This is a genomic window from Tistrella mobilis (genome assembly GCF_041468085.1).
GTDB lineage: Bacteria > Pseudomonadota > Alphaproteobacteria > Tistrellales > Tistrellaceae > Tistrella > Tistrella mobilis_A.
This window is the reverse complement of sequence record NZ_CP121014.1, coordinates 434,875-452,623: the sequence shown is the minus strand read 5'-3', so window position 1 is coordinate 452,623 and position 17,749 is coordinate 434,875. Positions and strand designations below refer to the sequence as shown.

At 72.5% G+C, this 17,749-nt stretch carries 2 protein-coding genes (1 of these 2 cut by a window edge); both read right to left on the bottom strand.

The features are described 5' to 3' along the window. Nucleotides 1-1,279: 1,279 nt before the first annotated feature. Nucleotides 1,280-13,054, bottom strand: a complete 11,775-nt coding sequence (locus P7L68_RS01780) for an amino acid adenylation domain-containing protein (RefSeq protein ID WP_371998720.1) — start codon at nucleotides 13,052-13,054, stop codon at nucleotides 1,280-1,282. Then, nucleotides 13,051-17,749 carry the 3' end of a non-ribosomal peptide synthase/polyketide synthase gene (locus P7L68_RS01775; RefSeq protein WP_371998719.1) on the bottom strand. It continues 19,811 nt past the right edge of the window, so the window shows 4,699 of its 24,510 coding nt (coding positions 19,812-24,510); the start codon falls outside the window, past its right edge — the gene reads right to left on this strand; its stop codon occupies nucleotides 13,051-13,053. The genes P7L68_RS01780 and P7L68_RS01775 overlap by 4 nt, the downstream gene beginning before the upstream one ends.

The window sequence follows — 17,749 nt, the reverse complement described above, 5'->3', positions numbered from 1 at the left end:
AGCGGCGGCGGTGGTTGGACGGTACGGACACGATCGACGGCGGTGGCGGACGGTGGCGAGCACGTTCGATCGTTCCCGCAGAACCCGGCCGTCATGTCCGGCGCCGCTCCTGCCCGCCTGCGCACACCCCCTCTACCGTCATCCCCGCGTAGGCGGGGATCCAGGTTTGCCGCCGTGTGGAGGACGGCGACATGGTGGGCGCCGGCCGGGATGACGGGGGCGGCAGGGGGCTGACAGGGGCGTGGTCGCGAGCGGTCATTGATCATTCCGGCGGTCATGTCCGGCGCCGCCCCTGCCCGCCTGCGCACCCCCCCCTCCACCGTCATCCCCGCGAAGGCGGGGATCCAGGTTTGTCGCCGTGCGAAGAACACCGACAAACCGGGCACCGGCCGGGAGGACGGGAGCGGCAGGGGGCTGACAGGGAGGTGGTCGCGAGCGGTCATCGATCATTCCTGTGGAGGCCTACCTGGATCCCCGCCTTCGCGGGGATGACGGTGTTTCTTTTGTGCGGACATGGTCGGCGGTGGTGTCGGACAGGGGCAGTGGTGGTTGGGCGGTGTGGGGGTGGTCGACGGCGGTGGCGGACAGCGGCGGTGGCGGTGGCGGTTGGACGGTACGGACACGATCGACGGCGGTGGCGGACGGTGGCGAGGCGGCGGGCACGTTCGATCGTTGCCGCAGAACCCGGCAGTCATGTCCGGCGCCGCTCCTGCCCGCCTGCGCACACCCCCTCTACCGTCATCCCCGCGTAGGCGGGGATCCAGGTTTGCCGCCGTGTGGAGGACGGCGACATGGTGGGCGCCGGCCGGGATGACGGGGGCGGCAGGGGGCTGACAGGGGCGTGGTCGCGAGCGGTCATTGATCATTCCGGCGGTCATGTCCGGCGCCGCCCCTGCCCGCCTGCGCACACCCCCTCTACCGTCATCCCCGCGAAGGCGGGGATCCAGGTTTGTCGCCGTGCGAAGACCGCCGACAAACCGGGCGCCGGCCGGGAGGACGGGAGCGGCAGGGGGCTGACAGGGAGGTGGTCGCGAGCGGTCATCGATCATTCCTGTGGAGGCCTACCTGGATCCCCGCCTTCGCGGGGATGACGGTGTTTCTTTTGTGCGGACATGGTCGGCGGTGGTGTCGGACAGGGGCGGTGGTGGTCGGGCGGTGCGGGGGCGGTCAACGGTGGTGGTGGTCGGACGGTGCGGCCACGGTCGACGGCGGTGCCGGACGAAGGCGGTGCCGGACGAAGGCGGTGCCGGACGAAGGCGGTGGTGATGGGCCGGCGGGGTCAGGTGGTGGGTGGGGGCGTGGCGGAGATGGTGTGCAGCACCAGGGCGGCCGTGTCGGGATCGGCCAGGATGGTGTCGTGGGTGGCGGCGAGGTCGTGGAGGGTGAGGCCGGCCGGGGCGGCGTTGTGCCAGCCGGCCGGGTCGAGCGCCCGGCCGGCGGCGGTGGCGCGGAGCAGGGTGACGGGGAGGGCCAGGCGCGGCAGGGTCCAGCCGGTGAGCAGGCGGGCGTGCAGGCCCACGAGGTCGACGGCGGCGGCGACCAGGGTGTCGTGATCGCCGGTGCCCATGGTGCTGGCGGCCTCGGCGGCGAGGTCGCCGATGCTGCCGGCGGCCAGGTAGGCGCGGATGCGGCTGGCGGTCTCGGCGGGGTCGGTTGCAACTGAAGGCACGGTTGATTGTGTGTCGATAATGGTAAGGGTTGCAGCACCCTGCCCGTCTTCCCGGTCGGCTTCGGCCGCGATCGCCGCGGCGAGCCAGCCGCCGAGCGACCAGCCGGCGAGGTGCAGCGGGCCTTCCGGCTGCACCAGGCGCAGCCGGGCCAGATAGTCGCGGGCAAGTGCGGCCAGGTCGGCCGGCGCCCAGGCGGGATCGGAGAGGCGCGGCGCCTGAAGGCCCCAGACCTCTACCCGGCCATCCAGGGCGGCGGCGAGGTGGCGGTATTCACGCACCAGCCCATAGCCCGGATGGATGCAGAACAGACGCTGCGGCGCCGGGCCGTTGAGGCGGCGGAGGCCGGCGGGCGGTGTGGCCCCGGCCGGGTGGGCCTGGGCCTGATCCTCGGCCAGGCGGCGGGCCAGGCCGGCGATGGTCGGCGTCTCGAACAGGGCTTCGAGGGAGAGGCCGTCCAGCCCGTCGGCCCGGGCGGCAGCGGCCAGACGCAGCGCCTTCAGCGAATCGCCGCCGACCGCGAAGAAATCGTCGGTGACGCCCAGCGCCCCCACGCCTTTCAAGTCCTCGGAGGCGAGCACCTTCCGCCAGAGGCCGAGCAGGCGCGCCTCCAGCGCATCGCGCGGGGCGACCGCCTCGGACAGGGTCTCGGGCTCGGGCAGGGAGGCGAGGTCGATCTTGCCCGAGGGCTGAAGCGGCAGAGCGGCAAGGCGGATGACCCGCTGCGGCACCATCCAGCCGGGCAGGTGCCCGGCGAGGCGAGACCGCAACTCTATTGGGTCGATTTTCTCATCACCCGCAACCCAGGCGAGCAGGCGATCCCCCCGCACCGCCACGACCGCATCCTCGACACCGGGTTCGGCCCTGAGCAGCGCCTCGATCTCCCCCGGCTCGATCCGGAAACCGCGCAGCTTGACCTGGGCGTCGATGCGGCCGAGGAAGACCACCACACCATCTTCGCGCAGGCGGCAGAGATCGCCGCTGCGGTAGAGCCGCGCGCCCGGCGCCCCGAAGGGATCCGGCACGAAACGCTCCGCCGTCTGGCCCGGGCGGTTCAGATAGCCGCGGGCCAGCGCCGGGCCGCCGATGCAGAGTTCACCCATGCCGCCCAGGGGCACGGGGCTGCCGTCGGTGCCGAGAATGACGGCGCTGCGGCCGGGATAGGTGCGGCCGATCGGCACCGGCGGCCGGGCCCCGTCTTCGGCCCGGGTTTCGTGATAAAGCGCCGAGATGGCGGCTTCGGTGGGGCCATAGCGGTTGTCGAGCCGGACATGCGCCAGGGGGCCGGCCTTCCAGCGCGCCAGCGCATCGGGCGGCAGCGCCTCGCCGCCGACCGTCACCCGGCGCAGATGCGGCAGGTGAAGCGACGGGTCGCGCGCCCAATGCTGCCAGAAACCGGTTGGAATGTCGGCGATGGTCAGCCGTTCCGCGACCAGCACGCGGGTCAGCTCTTCCGCCGACCACATCCCGGGCCCGCGCAGCACCACCCGACCGCCCAGGGTGAGCAGCGGCAGCATCTGTTCGATCGCCGCATCGAAATTGACCGTCGAGAACTGCAGCCCGGCATCCTCTGGCCCATAGGCGAAGGCCGGGATGAAGTCGTCGAAATGGCGGCTGAGCGCGGCATGGGAAATGCCGACCCCCTTGGGCAGGCCGGTGGAGCCCGAGGTGTAGATGACATAGGCCAGCTGATCGGGCAGGACCGGCATCGTCACCGGGCTGTCGTCGAGAGGGTCGGGGGCGTCGAGGGCGGTGACGTCGATCAGCCTGCAACCATTTGGAAGCGTTTCCACAACCGGTGCGAGCAGTCGCGCCGCTTCGGGACCGACCAGCAGCAGGGTGAGCCCGGCATCGGTGATCATGTGGCGCAGCCGGTCGGCCGGGTAGTCGGGATCGAGCGGCACATAGGCCGCGCCCGCGCGGAGCGCACCCAGAATGGCCGCGACCAGCCCGACCGAGCGTTCAACCGCAAGGCCCACCCGGGTTTCGGGCCGCACCCCCGCCGCCAGCAGCGCCCGGGCGATGCGGCTGGACCAGCGATCGAGCTGGCCATAGTCGAGGCGCCGGTCGCCGCAGGCCACCGCCTCGCGATCGGGCAGGCGGGCGGCGATGGCGGCGAAACGCTCATGCACCGGATGAACATCGTGGATGACGGCCGGGGCCGGCACCGGTGCCGGCAGCGCCACCGCGCCGAGCGGCAGCCGGGCGGCATCGGCGGCGGTGAAGGCCGTGAGCAGGTCGAGGAAGGCATCGGCCAGACGGGCGACCGCATCGCCCGCCAGCCGCGCACCATCCCACCCCCAGCGCAGATCGAGCCTCGTGCCGGGTAGATCTGGCCGGGCCCCGGGCACTGCCGCCAGCACCAGCGGGTAATGGGTGCGCTCCACCATCGACATGGCGCGGGTGCGGGCGCCGAGGCGGGTGCCGCCGGCGGCGGTTTCCACCGGATAGGTTTCGATCACCAGCAGGCTGTCGAACAGGCCGTCGCCGGAACGGCCGGTCTGGCGCTGGATGTCGGCAAGACTGCTGTGTTCAACCGAACGCATTTCTACGTTCAACTTTTGGATGTCGCGCAGCCAGTCGCCCAGCCGGGCGGCGGGGGGCAGATCGATCCAGACCGGCAGGCTGTTGATGAACGGCCCGGCCATGCGCTCCACCCCCGGCAGATCGGCCGGGCGGCCCGAGACGGTGAGGCCGAATCCCGCCTGGCCCCGCCCGCCCATGCGGCCGAGCAGCAGCGCCCAGGCGCCCTGAAGAACGGTCGCGAGCGTCACCCGCTCGCGCCGCGCCAGTGCCTCGACGGCGCGGGTCAGCGCTTCGGGCGCCGGGCGGTCCAGGCGGTGCGTGGCGGGGACCGGCGCGCCAGGGGAGATGCCGGCAGGCGGGGGCAGTACCTGGGTGATGCCGGCCGGGTCGGCGATGCGTGCCGCCTGGGCCCGCCACCAGGGCGCCGGGTCGGGCTGGCGGAGCAGCCAGGCGATATAGTCGCGATAGGGGGTGGGGGCCGGAATGCCGGCACCGGCGCCGGCCGGCTCCGGATCGGTGAAGGCCTCGTAGTCGCGGGCGATTTCATGGAGCAGACGGGCGGTGCTCCAGCCATCGGTCAAGGCATGGTGAAGGGTCCAGACCAGATCGTTCCCGCCATCCGGGCGGCGGAACAGGGCCAGGCGCATCAGCGGGGCAATGGCGGGGTCGAAGCCGCGGGCGCGGTCTTCGGCCAGCCAGCCGGCCAGTGCGGCCTCGTAATCCTCTGCCCCCGACCATTCATGCACGTCGATCGGCAGGGTGACGCGGCGGTGGACCAGCTGCAGCGCCGCGCCGCCATGGCGCCAGTCGAAACTGGTGCGCAGGATCGGATGGCGGGTCATCGCCGCGGCGAAGGCCCGGCCCAGCGCATCGATATCGGGCGTGCCGTCCAGCGTGACGCGCAGCTGGTTGACATAAACCCCCTGCCCCGGATGGCGCAGGCTGTGGAAGAGCAGGCCCTGCTGCACGGGGGTGGCGGGGTAGATGTCCTCCACCTCGCCCGGCGCCAGTTGAAGCCGGCCAAATCCGGCCTCATCCAGAGCTGCCAGCGGGAAATCGGCCGCGACCGGGATCGGGTCGGCGGTCAGGCAATGGCTGACGAGATCGGTCAGCGCCGCTTCGAAGCCCTCGACGATCCGGGTCATCACCGCTTCGGTCACGACGGCCGGATCATGGCGCCAGCCGATGCGCAACCGGCCGTCGGTCACCGCGGCGTTGATCTCGATCGCATGACGCATGGGGCCGCGGCGGCCGATATTGCGGCCGGCGGTTTCGGTGCCGAGCGAGAAACGCCCCCCCTCTTCCAGACTGCCGTCGAAGCGGCCGAGCCAGTTGAAGCCGATATCGGCGGCCGGCAGCGCCCGGGCGGCTTCGACGATGGCGGGGTCTGCCGCCAGCGCCAGCAGGCCGCGATCGGCACCGCGCGCCGGCAGGCTGCGCAGGCGGCTGCGCAGATCGGCCAGCAGGCGGGCATCGTCGCCCCCCCTCTCATCGCTCCCGGTCGGCAGAGCGACGTCGTAATGGGTGGTGAACCAGCCGATGGTGCGGGAGAGATCGGCTCCGCCGTTTTCCCCCGCGCGATCGTCTCTGCCATGGCCCTCCAGCGCCACCAGCACGCTGTCGCGGCCGGTGGCCCGGCCGAGCGCGCGGGCAAGGCCGGCCAGCAGCACCTCTTCGACCGTGACCCGGTAGCGGCGCGGCACATCGCTGAGCAGGCGGCGGGTGACGGCTTCGGCCACCACCCGTTCCTGTTCCAGCCGGCCGCCGGAACGGGCGGGACCCCAGACCGGGGCTGCCCCCGAGAGATGATCCTGCCACCAGCGGAGTTCGGCGCCGAGCGCCGCGCCATCGGCCAGGCGGCCCGCCTGGCGCAGGACATGGCGGCTCCAGGCCGCGGGCGGGGCCGGCAGGTCGATCGGCCGGCCGGCCAGCGCGGCATCATAGGCGGCCTGAAGGTCGTCGAGCAGGATGCGCCACGACACGCCGTCGACGGCCAGATGATGGATGGCGATCAGCAGGCGGTCGCCCCCCGGTTCCCCACCGGGTTCGGCACCGTGACCGGGGAGGCTGAAACAGCCGGCGCGGAGCAGCGGGCCGGTCCTGATGTCCAGGCTGGCCTGCACCGCATCCCCCGCCGCATCCAGGGCCGCGGCATCGTCGAGGCGGGCGACGCGGAGCAGATCCGCGGTCTCGATTTCGGCCACATGCTGCCGCCAGCGCCCGGCCTCGTCGGTTTCGAAGCGCAGGCGCAGGGCGTCGTGACGGGCGACGATCGCCTTCAGCGCCCGGTCGAGGGCGGCGATGTCGATGGCCTCACGCGAGCGCAGCAGCACCGACTGGTTCCAGTGGTTCGGGCCGTCGGGATGGCGGTCGAAGAACCAGGCCTGGATGGGGGTCAGCGGCAGGGGCGTGCCGGTCATTTCCGCCTCGGCGGCGGCGGCTTCGGCGGCACGGGCGGCGCGCGCCAGACGGTCGATGCGCGGATGGTCGAAGATCTGGCGGGCGGTGATGCGGATGCCGGCGCGGGCGGCACGGGCGACCACCTGCAGGCTCATGATCGAATCGCCGCCCAGATCGAAGAAATCATCGGTGACGCCGATATCGCGCCGGTTCAGCACGCCCTGCCAGATGTCGAGCAGCGCCGCTTCAAGCGGGTCGGCGGCGGCAACGCCCTGCCCCGCCTGGCGGTCGGGATCGGGCAGCGCCCGGCGATCGAGCTTGCCGTTGACGGTCAGCGGCAGATCATCCAGCAGCATGACCTGCGCCGGCACCATGTAATGCGGCAGCCGCGCCGAAAGATGGGCGAGCAGGGCCGCCGGATCGGCGGCCTCAGCGGATCTGGGCACGGCATAGGCCAGAAGGCGCAGGGCGCCGGCGGGGCCCGGGCGCGCGATCACCGCGGCGCGGGCGACGGAGGGATGGGCGGCCAGCACCGCCTGAATCTCTCCCGGTTCAATGCGATGGCCGCGGATCTTCACCTGATCGTCCAGCCGGCCCAGATAGTCCAGGCTGCCATCTTCCCGCCAGCGGGCCAGATCGCCGGTGCGATAGAGACGCGCCCCCGGGTGGAAGGGGTCGGGCAGGAAGCGCTCGGCGGTCAGGCCCGGGCGGCCCGCATAGCCGCGGGCGAGCCCCGCCCCGCCGATATAGAGCCCCCCGGCCGCGCCGTCGGGCAGCGGGCGGAGATCATCGTCCAGCACCAGCAGGCGGGTATTGGCGATCGGCCGGCCGATCGGCATGATGTCGCCGGCAAGATCGGCCGCGGTGACCTGATGCACGGCACAGCCGACCACGGTTTCGGTGGGGCCGTATTCGTTGATCAGCCGGGTGGCCGGGGCGTCGGCCAGCCAGGGTGCCACCGCCGCGGCGGTCAGCGCCTCGCCGCCGATGATCAGGGCACGGGCATGGCCGGCATAGGCGCCGGCCGGGTTCAGATGGTTCAGCGCCTCGACATGGGCGGGGGTCAGCTTGACCAGGCTGAAGTCATGAGAGCCTGAGAGACGAGAGCCTGAGAGAAGGGCGGCCAGGGCCTCGATCTCCCCCGTCTCGGGCAGAAGATGGACCGCGCGGCCGGTGACCAGCGGCAGAAACAGGCTGGTGATGGTGGCATCGAAGCCGAGCGCGGTATTGACCGGCGCGCCCGCCCCCGCCGCCCGGCCGGGTTCCGCCGTGTCCGCATCCATATAGGCCGCAGCGCCATAGCGCAGATAGTTCACCGCCCCACGATGCGGGATCATCACCCCCTTCGGCCGGCCGGTGGAGCCGGAGGTGAAGATGACATAGGCGAGCGTGTCGGGCGTGGCCGGGCAGAGCGGCGCTGTGGCCGGGTGGTCGCCGCCATCGGGGCCGATCACCGGATGGGCGGGGAACCGCGCCGCGGCATCGGTCGCAGCGATCACCAACCGGGCACCGGCCGTTTCGACCATATAGGCCAGGCGGTCGTCGGGCAGGGCCGGATCGAGCGGCAGCCAGGCGCCGCCCGCCTTCATCACCGCCAGCATGGCGATCACCGCCTCGGGCCCGCGCGGCAGGCACAGGCCGACCACGGCGTCGGCACCGATGCCGGCGGCCTGAAGGCGATGGGCCAGCCGGTTGGCGGCGGCATCCAGCCCGGCATGGTCCAGCACCCGGCCATCGGCGGCGATCACCGCGGGGGCATCGGGGCTGCGGACGGCCCAGGGCGCGATGAGGTCGTGGATGCGGCAATCCAGATCCCAGGCTTCGGCGGTGCGGTTGCGGGCCAGGACCAGTTCGGCGCAATCGTCGGCATCGAGCATGTCGATGCGGCCCAGCACGCCCTCCCCCTCTGCCAGACGGTCGAGCAGGCGCAGGAAATGGCGGTGCAGCTGCGCCACCTGCGCGTCGCCGAGACGGGCGGCATCATGGTTCCAGCGCAGATCCAGCCGGTCGCCCGGCACCACCATCAGTTCCAGCGCATAATGGCTGCGGGTCCGGGCATCGGCATCGGCCAGCCCAAGCTGGGTTTCGAGATCGGCCAGTGCCGCCTCGACGGGGAAGTTCTGGAACACCAGCAGCGTGTCGAACAGCCCGTCACCCGCAAGGCCCGACCAGCGCTGGACATCGGTCAGGCTGGAAAATTCAACTGAACGGAGTTCAGCATTCAACTTTTGGATGTCGCGCAGCCAGGGGCCGGGGGCGGCATCGGCGGGCAGGTCGATCCAGACCGGCAGGGTGTTGAGGAAGGCGCCGGCCATCGCCTCCACCCCCGGCAGATCGGCCGGCCGGCCGGCGAGGGTCACGCCGAACACGGCCTGGCTGCGGCCGCCATAGCGGCCGAGCAGCAGCGCCAGGGCGCCCTGGATCAGGGTGTTGAGGGTGACCCGTTCGCGCTGCGCCGCGGCGGTGAGGCGGTCGGTGATGTCGGTGTCGAGCAGGACACGCAGCTGATGGTGGTCGGGGGCGGCCTCTGCCGGGGCGGCCAGGCCATTGGTGATTAGGGCTTTGGTGATCAGCGCTTCGGTGATCAGGGCCGGCCGGTCGATGCGGGCGATCTGGCGGCGCCACCAGGGCTCGGGGTCGGGCTGGGCGGCAAGCCAGACGGCATAGCTGCGGCTGTGGGGCGGTGCCGGCAGATCGATGCTGCGGCCCTCGATGCGCGCGGCATAGTCACGGGCGAGTTCGGCCAGAACCAGGCTGGTGCTCCAGCCGTCGGTGATGGCGTGGTGGTTGGTCCAGACCAGGTCGTCGCCGCCATCGGGACGCCGGATCACGGCAAGGCGCATGGCGGGGGCGCGGGTCAGATCGACGCCGCGGGCGATGTCGTCGGCCAGCCAGTCTTCCATCCGCGCCAGGGCCGCCGCCGCCGGCAAAGACGACCAGTCGAGCACGGTGACCGGCGCCGCGGCCGCTTCATGCACGATCTGGAGCAGGTCGCCGCCATGGCGCCATTCGAAGCGGGTGCGCAGGGCCGGATGGCGCGCGATCGCCCCCGCCCAGGCGGCATCGAGGGCGGCAGGATCGATGCGACCGCGGAAGGTGAGGCGCAGCTGGTTGACATAGACGCCGGAGCGACCGGCATCCAGCGTGTGGAAGATCATGCCGCGCTGCACGGGGGTGGCGGGCAGGATGTCGGTCACGCCGTCGAGGCTTTGGCCCACCCCGCTTTGGGCCACACCGCTTTGGGCCACCCCGCTTTGGGCCAAAGCTTCGAGAACGGCGACATGCTCGGGCGGCAGGCGCGGGGCGTCCGGCTGCGCGGCCGGGGCGACGGCCGGTGCCGCGCCGTCGATCAGCGCCGCCAGACGCGCAATCTCGGGATGATCGAAGACCTGTTTGGGGGTGAGCTTCAGCCCGGCCTTGCGGGCGCGGGCGACCAGCTGAAGGCTGAGAATCGAATCGCCGCCGCTTGCGAAGAAATTGTCGGTGACGCCGATATCGTCGCGCTTCAGCACCTGGCACCAGATGGCATGAAGCGCGGTTTCGGTGGCGGTGCGCGGGCCCGGTGTCGCGGGGGCCGCCGCCGCCGCCTCGGCGCCCGGCTCGTCGGGCAGTGCCTTGCGGTCGATCTTGCCGTTGGGGGTGAGCGGCAGGCGGTCCAGCACCATCACCGCCGCCGGCACCAGCGCATCGGGCAGGCAGTCGGCCAGCGCCTGGCGGAGGGCGGCGCCGTCGAGCCCCTGACCCGCGGCATAGCCCAGAAGCCGCAACCGGCCATGGGCATCGGGACGGGCGATCACGGTTGCAGCCGCGACGCCGGGCAGACTGCGCAGCACGGTCGCAACCTCTTCCGGTTCAACGCGATAGCCCCGGATCTTGACCTGATCGTCGAGCCTGCCCAGGAAGTCGGTCCGGCCGTCGTCGCGCATGCGGCCGCGATCGCCGCTCAGATACACCCGGCTGCCGGGCAGGCCGGCGTCGTCGGGGATGAAGCGCTCGGCCGTCTGGCCGGGGCGGCCGACATAGCCATGGGCGAGCGTTGCGCCGCCGATGACGATTTCGCCGGCCATGCCCGGGGCGACCGGGTTGCCGGCACGGTCGAGGATGCGGACCGTGGCATGGTCGAGGGGGCGCCCCAGAGGATGGCGGCCGGCATCGGCCGTGCCGCCTTCGTCGGTGAGCACGCCGACGGTGGTTTCGCTGGGGCCGTAATGATTGATCAGCCGGCAGCCGGGGGCGAGGTCTGCGATGCGGGCGGCAAGCCCTGCCGTCAGCGCCTCTCCCCCCAGCACCAGCGCCCGGCGGGGAAGGATGCGGGCGGGCTCCGCCGCCTCCAGCAGGGCCGCCAGATGGGCCGGCACGATCTTGATCAGATCGATGGCATGATCGGCCATCCAGGCGCCGAAGCGGTCGGGATCGAAGATCCGCGCCTCGTCGGCGATATGCAGTTCGGCGCCGAGGCGGAGCGCGCCGAAGAGCGCGGTATGGCCCAGATCGGCGGCCGGCGTCGACACCCAGCCGACCCGGAGCGGATCGTTGCCGAGAGCGAGCCGGGCCACCAGCCCCTCCAGATAGGCGGCGAGCGCGCCATGCGACACGGCGATGCCCTTGGGCCGGCCGGTGGAGCCCGAGGTGAAGATGACATAGGCCTCGGCCGCCGGGTGCAGCGGCACGGCCGGGGCTTGCTCATCGCCCCACCCGGCCGGATCGGCCGGCAGATCGCCATCGGGGCCGATCACCGCGCGGGCCCGGCAATCGCCGATCTGATCGGCGAGGCGTGACGCCGGGGCCGCGGGGTCGAGCGGCACATAGGCCGCACCCGCCCGCCAGATGCCTGGAACCGCCGCAACGAACCCGGCCGAGCGGGGGGCGATCAGCGCCACCCGGTCGCCGGGCCTGACCCCGAGCGCGCCGAGCCGGGCGGCGAGCCGCGCGGCATCGCGGGCGAGGTCCCCATAGGTGATGGCGCGGGCGCCGTCGACCACCGCGACCGCCGCCGGATCATGGCGCGCCAGATGGTCGGGCAGCACTGCGGCCGGCACCGGCGACGCCCGGCGCGGCGCCGCGCCGAAGGGGGAGAAGCAGCCGAGCGGCCGGTCGGCGGCGGCGGGCAGCGCCGCCAGCACCTGAACCAGCTGCGCCATCAGCCGGGCGATGTCGTCATGGCCATAGCGGGCGAGATCATAGGCCAGAACCAGTTTCAGCCGCGGGCCGGTTTCGGCGATCAGGCTGAGTGGATAATGGTTGCGGCCGTCGGTGGCGATGACGCCGTCATCGGGCATGGCCGGGCCGGGCACGCGGATGGTGATGTCACCGTCCGCCGCACCGAGGGCCGCATCGACCGGGAAGTTCTCGACCACCAGAATGGTGTCGAAGAGCGGGCCGTCCACCGCCGGCGCCAGGCCGCGGATGCGGGCGAGCGGCACATGGTCATGGGGGCGAAGCGCATTCATCCGCCGCCCGGCAGCCGCCAGCCAGTCGGTGACGCTGAGGCTGCGATCGAGCGTGACGCGCAGCGGCAGGGTGTTGATGAACAGGCCCGCGATCTGCTCCACCCCGTCGAGTTCCGCCGGTCGGCCCGAGAGGGTGACGCCGAAAAGCGCCGTATCGGTGCCGGCATGGGTGGCGAGCAGCCAGCCCCAGGCGGCCTGAAGCAGGGTCGACAGCGTGGTGCCGGCCCGCCGGGCCAGCCGGTCGAGGGCGGCGGTGGTATCGGCCTCCAGATGGCGGATACGCTCGGCATGGCCCGCGCTGAACGGCCCCAGGGCGGGGGGCAGCGGGGTCGCGGCCTCGACGCCGGCCAGCTCCGCCTGCCACCAGGCATCGGCGGCGGCGAGGTCGCGCCCCTCCAGCCATTTGATGTGGCTGCGGAACGAGGGCGCCGGGGCGGCCGGCGCCTCGCCCCGATAGGCGGCCAGCAGGTCGGCCAGGATGCGGGCGACGCTCCAGCCATCCAGCTGGACATGGTGAAAGCGCCAGGTGAACCACCAGCGGTCATCGGCGATGCGGATCAGCTGCACGGCCGGATCGGCGGCGCGGGCGAAATCGAAGCCGGCCGCACGGGCGGTGGCCCGGTCGGCATCCAGCCGCGCCGCCTGCGCCGCCGGGTCGAGGCCACGCCAGTCGGCCGTGGCGAGCGAACCGGCGGTGCGGCGATAGACGATATGCACGGGCTTCGGGATCTCGCGCCAGCGGATATCGGCGCGGAGCATGGCATGGCGGGCGACCACCGCGCCCCAGGCCCGGGCGAAGCGCTCGGGATCGAAATTCCCGGCGATTTCGAAGACATGGCGGATGTGGTAGGCGTCGTCGCCGCCCTTCAGCGCATGGGCGAGCATGCCCTGCTGCAACGCCGACAGATAGAAGATCTCGGCCACATTGCTCTTGTCGCGGAAACCAGGCAGGGAAGCGGCCGGGGTCGTGTCCGGCGCGTCGTCGTGGCGGTGATGGCTGTCCATGGTCATCCGTCGATCTCCGCGAGCAGGTCGTCGAGCGCGTCCTGGTCGATATCGATGTCGAAATCCTGCGGGGTGGCCCGCATCTCGTTGGCAAGGGCGTGGTCGATGAGGGCGGCAAGCCGCACCGCGAAACGCCCGGCCAGGGCGGCCAGCCGGTCGGGGCCAAGCGCGCCGGTATCGTGGCGCCACGACACCGACAGCCGGCCGTCGACCACCATCGCGTTCACGTCGAGCGCCAGGCCCGCCGGTGTCTCGACCCCCACCGAGCGGCCGGCGGCCTCTCGTGAGAAGCCGAAGCGGCTGTCGGCCCCGTCACCGGCCCCGGCCTCGCCGAACCGACCCAGATAGTTGAAGCCGATATCGGGCGCGGGCAGCGCCCGGGCGGCGGCGGCCAGCGCCGGATCGGCGCCATGGCGCAGCCAGCCCCAGTTCAGCCCCTTGACCGGCACCGATCGCAGGGCGGATTTGACCCCGGTGAGCAGGTCGCCCGGATCCTCCCTCACCGGCACGACCACCGGGAACCGGGTGGTGAACCAGCCGATGGTGCGGCTGAGATCGGCGCCTTCCACAACCTCTTCACGACCATGGCCTTCAAGAGATACCAACAGTTGCGAACCCGCCTCGGCGAGGCTGGCGGCGAGTGCGGCGAGCAGCACCTCGTCGACGCCGATCCGCCAGCGGCGCGGCAGATCGGTGATCAGGCGGGTGGTGAGCGCGGTGTCGAAGAGCTGGTCGTGTTGGCGGCGGTCGCCGCTGCGGGTGGCGGGGAAGGCCGGCGCGGCCTGGCCCAGGGCCGCCTGCCACCAGGGCAGTTCGGCGGCGACGGCCGGCCCCGCGGCATAGGCCGCCTGGGCGTCCACCCAGCGGCTCCAGGGCAGAACCGGGCGGGTGGCGGCGCCGCGGGCCAGATCTTCGAGCAGGATCCGCCACGAGACACCGTCCACCGCCAGATGGTGGATGGCGATCAGCAGCCGGTCGCCCGATGGGCGGCGGAACAGCCCGGCGCGGATCAGCGGGCCGGTACGGATGTCGAGCGAGGCCTGGATCGCCTCGCCCGCCCGGTCCAGATCGGCCGCCTCGTCGCCGATCGCCATGACCCGGAGCAGTTCTGCCGTCTCGTCCGGTGCAACGCTCTGGGTCCAGCGCCCCTGACCGTCGGTGGCGAAGCGCAGGCGCAGGGCATCCTGGGCGGCAACCAGCGCGTCGAGCGCATCGCGGAGATCGTCGGGCCCGACCGATCCGTCGATGGTGAGCAGCACGGACTGGTTCCAGTGCGACGGACCTTGCGGGTACATCTCGAAGAAGGCCGCCTGGATGGGGGTGAGCGGCAGGGCGCGGCCGATGATGTCGCCCTGCGCCAGGATCCCGCCGCCCCCCGCCGCGTCGATGCGGCCGGCCGCGGCCGCGAGGTCGCGGATGCGGGGATGTTCGAAGACCCGGGCGGGGGTCAGCACCAGCCCGGCACGGCGGGCGCGCGAGACCAGCTGCAGGCTGAGGATCGAATCGGCGCCGAGGTCGAAGACGTCATCGTCGATGCCGAAATCCGCGCGCCCCAGCAGGCCGCGCCACAGATCGAGCAGAGCGGTTTCGACGGCATCGCGCGGCAGGGTGACCGGCAGCGCCGGGGGTGCCTCCGGGGCCGGCAGCGCCTTGCGGTCGAGCTTGCCGGCCGGGGTCAGCGGCAGCCGGTCGAGCACCACGATCGCCTGCGGCACCATATGGCCGGGCAGACGGTGGCCGAGGGCCTGTTTCAGCCGGTCGGGATCGGCCGTGCCGGTGACATAGGCCACGAGCCGTGCGGCCTCGCCATCCCGGCCCTGATCCGCCAGAACCACCACGGCATCGCGGATGCCGGCCTCGTTGCGCAAGGCGGCCTCGATCTCGCCCGGCTCGATGCGGAAGCCGCGGAGCTTGATCTGTCCGTCCATGCGGCCCAGGAAGCGGATCGCGCCGTCGGGGCCCCGGCGGGCCAGATCGCCGGTGCGGTAGAGGCGGCCGCCGCCGGGGGCCGGCACGAAGCGTTCGGCGGTCAGCCCCGGCCGGCCCGGATAGCCGCGGGCCAGCGCCGGGCCGCCGATGCAGAGTTCACCGGTTCCGCCTTCCGGAACCGGGTCGCCCTCGGCATCCAGGACGGCGAGGCTCCGCCCGCCCCAGGCGGTGCCGATCGGCACCACCGGCAGCAGGGCGTCGGCCGCCCGGCTGCGATGGGCCGAGACGGTGATGGTCGCCTCGGTCGGGCCATAGCTGTTCAGGAAGGGCACGTGGCCGAGGGGGCCCGCCAGCCAGTCGGCCAGCGCCGCCCCGGCCAGCGCCTCGCCGCCGGTGGTGACCAGGCGGAGGGCGGGCAGATCCGCCCGGCCCGGCGCCGCCTGCCACATCCGCCAATAGCCGGTGGGCAGATAGGCGACCGTCACCGCCTCGGCGGCCAGTTCGGCGGTGATTTCTTCCGCCGACCAGAGGGTGGGACCGCGCATCACCACCCGTGCCCCGATGGTGAGGGCGGGCAGCAGCTGCTCGATCGCGGCATCGAAGCCGAAGGTCGAGACCTGCAGCACGCGATCCTCTGCGGTCAACCCATATCCGGCGATGTAGTCATCGACATGAACCGCCAGCGCGCCATGCGACACCGCAACCGGCTTGGGCCGGCCGGTGGAGCCGGAGGTGTAGATCAGATAGGCGATTCGGTCAGGGTGAAGATGGGCGACGACCAGCGGCGCGCCCTCGCCCGCGACGTCGACGAGGATCAGATCCCGGGCAAGGCCAGAGAGGCGCGCGCGGCCCATGGCATCGACCACCACCCGGGTCACGCCGGCATCTTCCAGCATGAGATGCAGCCGGGCATCCGGCAGATCGGGATCCAGCGCCAGCACCGCCCCGCCCGCCGCCAGAATGCCCAGGAAGCCGGCGACGAGGTCGGGCCCGCGCGTGACGCAGAGACCGATGGGGGTGTCGGGGGGCAGGAGGTGCCCCTCGGCAGTGGCCCGATCGGCAATGTTCTTCGGGCGGTGAGGAACCTGGATCCCGGCCTTCGCCGGGATGACGGTATTGATTTTGGAGAACGGAACGGCACCGCCCTCGTGTGACAGCGGCGATGGGGCGGCCATGGCCGGCACGGCGGCGCCGCCCTGCCCTCCTTCCTCTCCCCCGTCATCCCGGCGAAGGCCGGGATCCAGGTTTGCGGTGGCAGGGGCCGTGATCAGCCGCCGCGCAATCCCGCCGGCCTGGTGGCCGAGGGTGGCGCCCTCATCGTGTGACAGCGGCGATGCGGCGTTCATGGCCGGCACGGCGGCGCCGGCCTGCCCTCCTTCCTCTCCCCCGTCATCCCGGCGAAGGCCGGGATCCAGGTTTGCGGTGGCAGGGGCAGAGCGCAGGCGCCGCGCGATCCCGCCGGCCTGGTGGCCGAGGGTGGCGCCCTCATCGTGTGACAGCGGCGATGCGGCGTTCATGGCCGGCACGGCGGCGCCGCCCTGCCCTCCTTCCTCTCCCCCGTCATCCCGGCGAAGGCCGGGATCCAGGTTTGCGGTGGCAGGGGCAGAGCGCAGGCGCCGCGCGATCCCGCCGGCCTGGTGGCCGAGGGTGGCGCCCTCATCGTGTGACAGCGGCGATGCGGCGTTCATGGCCGGCACGGCGGCGCCGGCCTGCCCTCCTTCCTCTCCCCCGTCATCCCGGCGAAGGCCGGGATCCAGGTTTGCGGTGGCAGGGGCAGAGCGCAGGCGCCGCGCGATCCCGCCGGCCTGGTGGCCGAGAGTGGCGCCCTCATCGTGTGACAGCGGCGATGCGGCGTTCATGGCCGGCACGGCGGCGCCGGCCTGCCCTCCTTCCTCTCCCCCGTCATCCCGGCGAAGGCCGGGATCCAGGTTTGCGGTGGCAGGGGCAGAGCGCAGGCGCCGCGCGATCCCGCCGGCCTGGTGGCCGAGGGTGGCGTAGTCGCAGCCCTCGCCGCCCGTGCGGAGCGCGATGGTCGCGGGGGTGGCGGCGATCCGGGCGGCGATGCGGGTGACGACGTCCGGGCTTGCGGGGGCGTTGACCTCTGGCATGCCCTGGTCGGTGAGGCGGAGCGCGCCGAGAGGCGTATCATCGGCCGCTTCCGCCAGACGCCCCAGCAGGTCGCGATAAAGGCCGGCGATCCGCGCCACCAGATCGGCCGGCAGCCGCGCCGGATCGAAGCCGAAGCCCAGGGTGATGGCGGCATCGGGCGCGATGGCGAGCGTCAGCGGGTAATGGGTGCGCTCGGTGGTCTCGACCCCGGCGATGCGGCCGCCGAAGGCGGTGTCGCCCAAAGCGCGGTCGGCGGGGTAGTTCTCGAACACCAGCAGGCTGTCGAACAGCGCATCGCCGCTCCGCCCCATCCAGCGCTGCACCCGGGCCAGCGGGCTGTGTTCCACCTCGCGCAGCGCGCCGCCCAGCGCATGGAGATCGCGCAGCCAGGCGCCGAGCGCCCGGCCCGGGGCGGTGTCGACCAGCAGCGGCAGGCTGTTGATGAACGGCCCCTGCATGGCCTCGACCCCGTCGAGTTCGGGCGGGCGGCCGGCGGTGGTGATGCCGAACAGCGCCTGCCGGCCGCCGCCCGCGCGGGCCAGCAACAGGCCCCAGGCGCCCTGCATCACCGTGGCGAGGGTCACGCCGTTCCGACGGGCGAGACGTCGCAGAGACTCCGAAAGATTGTCATCCAGGATAATCAAATGATCATCGGTTGCAGCC